The sequence below is a fragment of the Catenibacterium sp. co_0103 genome, assembly GCF_004168205.1.
Classification (GTDB): Bacteria; Bacillota_I; Bacilli_A; order Erysipelotrichales; family Coprobacillaceae; genus Catenibacterium; species Catenibacterium mitsuoka_A.
Window position 1 is genome coordinate 1 of sequence record NZ_RCYB01000107.1, and the last position, 6,160, is coordinate 6,160.

Genomic DNA, 6,160 nt, shown 5'->3' on the forward strand with positions numbered 1-6,160 from the left:
GGAGCCACAGTGTGACCCCCACAGATTTAAAGGTGCTGTTTCCAAGACCCCCAAATATTTAGAGCGAAGGTCTGACCCCCACAAAAATTAAAGACCCGACTAAATAGCTTTGTTTATCATCATAGATAATCATTTTGTTTTCTCCTTCATATTCATAGAGTGAAATATCAACACCATTTTTAAATGGCAAAGATAATGGAACATAGCTATTCTTTTGAATATCATAGAGAAAATAATTGACATGCTTATCATAGAAAGAATCTTCATTTTCATTTGTAATAAGAAGATATTGACTTGTAGAACTTGCAATTTTTATACGATAATTTTCTTCCTTTATTTCACAACTCTTTCTAGTGATATGATTAATGATTGTATTATCTACCAATTCAAACGCAGACGCAAATTCAGTAATACCATTCCATTTTTCAATCACCTTCTGCGTTGCACAATCAATCACAATCGTATAATCATCACCATAAGTAATAATATAATCATCACCATAAAATGAATGTTCATTTGATAAAGCATACCCACACATATCAGGTACAATCTTTTCTGTCTTATTGACTGTATCATAGATTGTCCAATACTCATCCTGCTTATTAATAAGTAGATGACGTCCATGAGGTGATAAGTATGGATTTACAGAGCGATGATCAGTGGTTATTGCTTCAATGTTTCCTGTCTTCATATTCAAGGCAATGATATCATTCTCTTTTGTACATAAATAGACAGTATTATTGAATGTACGATTAACACCATACTCTACATAACCTGAAAAATCATACATGAAAATATCATGATGATATTGCACATATTTAAAAGAGAATGGTTTCTTATAAACACCCTTATATGTACGTGGTTTTTGTTGTTTGATTTGATTATGATGCATAAGGTAGATATTTTTTATTTTATCATCCTTAGTATATGTATATCAGTATATGTATATCCAAAAGGAGCCTCACCCCCAGCTGATATCCTTAAAATCCACATTCTCAACAGGATGAATATCCTCTTTAGAAAAGTGATTTGTCAGCCATTCTGACATATCAGAATGAAATGCACTGACAGTTATCAAAGAAATACATACAATAACAGCTGTTAAAACCATAGAAAATGAATAATGTTTTTTCTTTTGTGTATATGTGATTTTCTTCCAATCTTCTGGCGTATGAATATCATCAAATTCCTTCCATTTATTCATCATCCTCACCCACTTTCTTCTTTAGTATCTCCCTTCCTCTTTTTAATCTTGATTTCACTGTATTGATATTCATCTTTAATATTTCTGAAATTTCATCTGTTTTATATCCTTCATAATAGTATAAATAAAGTACATTCTTATAACGCGTTGACATATCTAATATCACAGGAAGTAATACATAATCCTTCTTCTCATCTTGAATAAGCACATCTTCTATATTAATTGTCTTCTTATAGAAAACACGACGATAATCCTTACATGTATTGATTATGACACGAATCAGCCAGTGTTTTAGATAATCATGGTCTTCTATCATGCCATGCTTATAGAGTTTAATGAAAACTTCTTGAAAACAGTCTTTCGCATCATCACTATTTCTCAAATTCATGATACAAATGCGAGTCACCATATCCCCATAGGTATCAATTACATCTTCTATTGTCATGATATTTCCCTCCCTTCACTATTAATACGATGATTCCCTCCATTTGGTTGCACATATGTGCTGAAATATTTTACTTTAAGGTCTATAATAAAGTCTACAAGGAGGAGAGAATGTATGCCATGTACAACATTACTAGTAGGTAAGAATGCATCTTATGATGGTTCTACCTTAATCGCAAGAAATGATGATTCACAATCTACAAGATTTACACCAAAGAAACTTGCAGTGATTCATCCAGAACAACAAAATAGAGTTTATGAAACAGTGTTATCTCATTTAAAGATTCAATTACCTGATAATCCAATGAGATATACTGCGATGCCAAATGCCTTAAAAGGTGAAGGTATCTGGGCAGCAAGTGGAATTAATGAAGCAGAAGTCGCAATGACAGCGACAGAAACAATTACTTCTAATCCTCGTGTATTAGGGGCTGATCCACTTGTAGAATATGATGAAGAAACAAATACACCAGGTGGTATTGGTGAAGAAGATATTGTCTATCTTGTATTACCTTATATTCATAGTGCAAGAGAAGGTGTATTAAGACTTGGTTCATTACTAGAAAAGTATGGAACATATGAAATGAACGGAATTGCCTTCTCTGATCATGATGAAATCTGGTGGTTAGAAACTATTGGTGGTCACCATTGGATTGCAAGAAGAGTTCCTGATGATGCTTATGTTGTAATGCCTAACCAGTTAGGTATTGATACATTTGATTTAAAGGATGCTTTTACTACTAAAGAAAATCATTTATGTAGTGATGATTTAAAGGAATTTATTGAAAAGAATCATTTATGTTTAAATCTAGATGATTCATTTAATGCACGTTATGCATTTGGTTCACATGATGATTCAGATCATGTTTACAACACACCACGTGATTGGTTTATTAGACGTTATTTAAATCCACATACTTATAAATGGGATGGAGAAAATGCAGACTTTACACCATTTTCTGATGATATTCCTTGGATTATGGTACCTGAAAGAAAGATTACTGTTGAAGATGTAAAATATGCATTATCAACTCATTTCCAGAATACGCCTTATGATCCATATATTACACGTGGAGATTTATCTAATAAAGGTGCATTACGTCCTGTAGGAATCAATAGAAATGACTTCTTATCTGTATTACAGGTAAGACAGGGACAGGAACCTATTGAATGGTTCACATTTGGTTCAAATGTATTTAATACACTTGTTCCATTATATATTCATATTGATACTGTACCTGAATATTACAGTAATACAACAGGTGAAGTATCTACTGATAACTTCTATTGGGCCAATAGACTTATAGGAGCTATGGCTGATGCATGTGATAAACAGTCAGCCATCCATATTGAACGTTATCAAAGAGTGGTACAATCTCATTCACATCATATTATCCATACATATGATGAACTAATTGAAAATGAAACTGATGAAGCAAGAAAAACAGAATTAAGACATGAAGCCAATCAAAAAGCAGCTGATATGTTGAAGAAGGAAACTTCAAAAACATTACATCTTGTCTTAGATGAATTAAGTTTTACTATGAAGAATAAATTTGCCCGTTCTGATGCATAAGAAAAGAAGCCTCGGCTTCTTTTTTTAGTTATTTGAGGCTGAACACTTTTCAGCATCTATTGCTAGTACAACAAGTAATGCATAAAGCGCATCCTGGCTATTATGAACATCAATGACATAGACATCTGTAAAATGAAATAATTCTTTTGATATAGTCGCAATTTCATGATAAGAATCACTTATAGTATAATTCCAGTTCATGAAATCTCCATTAATAGACCAGTCATTAAATTCTAAGACATATTTAGGAAATAAGCTGATTTTCTTTTGGAATGAACCGATATAATGATCATCTATGTAGATACTAAATCTTGGCATGAATGTCAATATTTCTTCTTTAATGGTTGCTAGACAATGACCTGATGGGTCATATACGTCTAATTTATGACCCCATGAAAGACGACTGCTTACTGTATAGACAACCTGATCATATTCATCATAGATGTCATAACTATCCATCAAACTAAAGATCTTTTGTTTTAATATAAGTTTCATGTATCTCATCCTCTCTAGAATATAATTATATCATTTTCTTTTTGCTTAATACCATAAACAAGATAATCATTCCAATCTTTATGCCTATAAGGATAGGCTACATCTATTTTGATATAGGGATAGTTCTTATTTAAAATATCAACGATTGTATGAACTGCCCATCTTCCTGCTTGATCATTGTCTAATCTTAATAGGACTCTTTCTATTGGTTGATATTCTAAATGATAGAATAATGCACGATAATGAGAGACAGAATTAAGTGATAAATAATCATATTTCTTAAAGTTATTTGTAAGAGTCATTAGAGACATCATATCAATAATAGATTCAGTCACAATAAGCAGTGATGAGTTATGCGATATATAAAAACAATGGTTATAATCATTTCCTGCCTGCTCACGCATATAACGATTATTTATCACACTTCCCCTTTTACTTATGAATACTGGGTGACTTCCTTTATAAGATACAAAGACAAGATTATGGTGCACTGCTTCCTGGTAGAGATATTCATAATCAATAAAATAATCAATAATATTGAGATTAATGCCTCTTTCATATAAATAGTAATAGACCTTCTTATTATTAATGTCTTTACGTGGTAAATAGAGTTTTCTCTCTTGTCTTTTAATCTTTTTAAATTCATGATGAGGATTCTTATACATTCTCATTTCCAGATAAAGAATCGTATAGATAAAAGAATGAAATTCAGAATTCTTTTCTAAACCCAATGTCTGGCATAATGTAATCGTGTCTCCCCCAAATCCTTTTGAATACCAATAGAATCTATTGATATTTACTCTGATTTTTAATGAATCATGTTCCTCAAGATGATAGTAATTAAAACTCTCATAAACAAGAGTAAAGCCTAAATCTTCTACAAGAGAAAGCATACTATATTTCTTCACATGTTCTATACGGCTTTTTTTCATTGAGTGATCCTCCTCTATATAATATATTCCATATAATTTAGGAGAAATCACAAAAAAACAGTGGAATATCCACTGTTTAAACCAAACTGCTGATAAATACGAATATGACTGCAATAGGTAATATAATTGTAAGATAACCCTGCATCCAGTTCTGGATTTTAGGACCATCACCCATATTGGCTTCTGTTTGATAATTCTTGAATCCCCATCCTAAGCGAGATGTACAGAATAATAAATAAACAAAAGACCCAAGTGGTAAGAGAAGATTACTTACGATAAAGTCTTCTAGATCTAGTATTGTTGAACCACTGCCAAGAGGCTGCAAGAAGTTAAGGACATTAAATCCTAAAGCACAAGGTAATGAGAATACAGTAATAAGAATCAAATTAATGATTACTGATTTCTTTCTTGTGAAGTTACATAATTCCATTGTGCAGGCAATAATATTTTCAAATACTGCAATGACTGTAGATAATGATGCGAAAGCCATAAATAGGAAGAATAGAGCACCCCAAATTCTACCGCCTGTCATTGATAAAAAGACATTAGGTAAAGTAATAAAGATGAGACTTGGACCACTGTCAGGATTTACTCCAAATGAGAAACATGCTGGAAAGATGATAAGACCTGCCACAATAGCGACAAATGTATCTAACCCTGCAACATTCACTGCTTCCCCTAAAAGAGTTTTATCTTTCTTTAAATAGCTACCGAATATCGCCATTGAACCAATACCGATACTTAAAGTAAAGAAAGACTGGTTCATTGCCGCTACGATCACATTTAATAAGCCAATATGTTTGATTTTATTAAAGTCTGGATATAAATAGAATTTAACACCTGCCATCGCATTATCAAGTGTTAACCCATGTACTGCAAGAACTACAATGAGTCCAAGTAAGCCAATCATCATAACTTTTGTAATTCTTTCTACACCGTTCTGTAATCCCATTGAACATATTAACATACCAATAACAACAACTACTATCATCCAGAATATATTCTGAGATGGACTAGATAATACATTCTGGAAAACTGATGCAATCTGAGATGTTTTGACTCCTGTAAATCCACCAGTCAAGAACTTATAGAAATAATTCAACATCCATCCTGATACTGTAGTATAGTAGATCATTAAACAGAAGTTACCTAATAATCCGACATAACCATGCAAATGCCATTTCTGTCCTGATTTTTCTAAAGACTGATAAGCTTTAACTGGACTTTTTGCACTTGCACGTCCCACAGAGAATTCCATGCTTAGAATTGGAACACCAATAAGAAGCAAGAAAATCAAATAGAAGAAGACAAAGATTCCTCCACCATTTTGTCCTACAACATAAGGGAATCTCCATACATTTCCAATACCAATAGCACATCCTGCAGAAAGAAGCAGGAAGCCTATCCTTGATTTAAATTGTTCACGTTCTTTCATAATTTCCTCCATTTCCCCGCGCCTTCGTTGCGCGGACACAAATATATAACCAAACTCAAATCCCCCAAAACTCT

The 6,160-nt window shown here is 32.6% G+C and carries 7 protein-coding genes; 1 reads left to right on the top strand and 6 read right to left on the bottom strand.

Annotated elements, in window-relative coordinates:
- Positions 1-58 precede the first annotated feature (58 nt).
- The 3 genes from EAI80_RS11455 to EAI80_RS11465 form a co-directional block, all read right to left on the bottom strand.
- Entirely contained in the window at positions 59-892 is an 834-nt protein-coding gene (locus EAI80_RS11455; protein WP_129982140.1) for a hypothetical protein, read from the bottom strand.
- Positions 893-961: 69 nt separating this feature from the next.
- Positions 962-1,204: a hypothetical protein gene (locus tag EAI80_RS11460; RefSeq protein WP_129982141.1), complete on the bottom strand. Its 243-nt coding sequence runs from the start codon at positions 1,202-1,204 to the stop codon at positions 962-964.
- The gene (locus EAI80_RS11465) at positions 1,197-1,649 is read right to left on the bottom strand and encodes a sigma-70 family RNA polymerase sigma factor (RefSeq protein ID WP_129982142.1); all 453 of its coding nucleotides are present in this window, start codon (positions 1,647-1,649) and stop codon (positions 1,197-1,199) included. Before EAI80_RS11465 ends, EAI80_RS11460 begins: the two co-directional genes overlap by 8 nt.
- Before the next feature lie 114 nt (positions 1,650-1,763).
- Here EAI80_RS11465 and EAI80_RS11470 point away from each other — a divergent pair, with 114 nt between their 5' ends.
- On the top strand, positions 1,764-3,224 hold the full coding sequence (locus tag EAI80_RS11470) for a C69 family dipeptidase (protein ID WP_129982143.1): 1,461 nt from the start codon (positions 1,764-1,766) through the stop codon (positions 3,222-3,224).
- A gap of 24 nt (positions 3,225-3,248) precedes the next feature.
- Here the strand turns inward: EAI80_RS11470 and EAI80_RS11475 are convergent, their stop codons facing one another.
- From EAI80_RS11475 to EAI80_RS11485, 3 genes are all read right to left on the bottom strand, one after another.
- Positions 3,249-3,719: an LURP-one-related family protein gene (locus tag EAI80_RS11475; protein WP_129982144.1), complete on the bottom strand. Its 471-nt coding sequence runs from the start codon at positions 3,717-3,719 to the stop codon at positions 3,249-3,251.
- 14 nt (positions 3,720-3,733) lie between these two features.
- Positions 3,734-4,651: a toprim domain-containing protein gene (locus EAI80_RS11480; protein ID WP_161220349.1), complete on the bottom strand. Its 918-nt coding sequence runs from the start codon at positions 4,649-4,651 to the stop codon at positions 3,734-3,736.
- A gap of 76 nt (positions 4,652-4,727) precedes the next feature.
- The gene (locus EAI80_RS11485) at positions 4,728-6,098 is read right to left on the bottom strand and encodes a sodium-dependent transporter (protein WP_342771708.1); all 1,371 of its coding nucleotides are present in this window, start codon (positions 6,096-6,098) and stop codon (positions 4,728-4,730) included.
- Between the last annotated feature and the right edge of the window lie 62 nt (positions 6,099-6,160).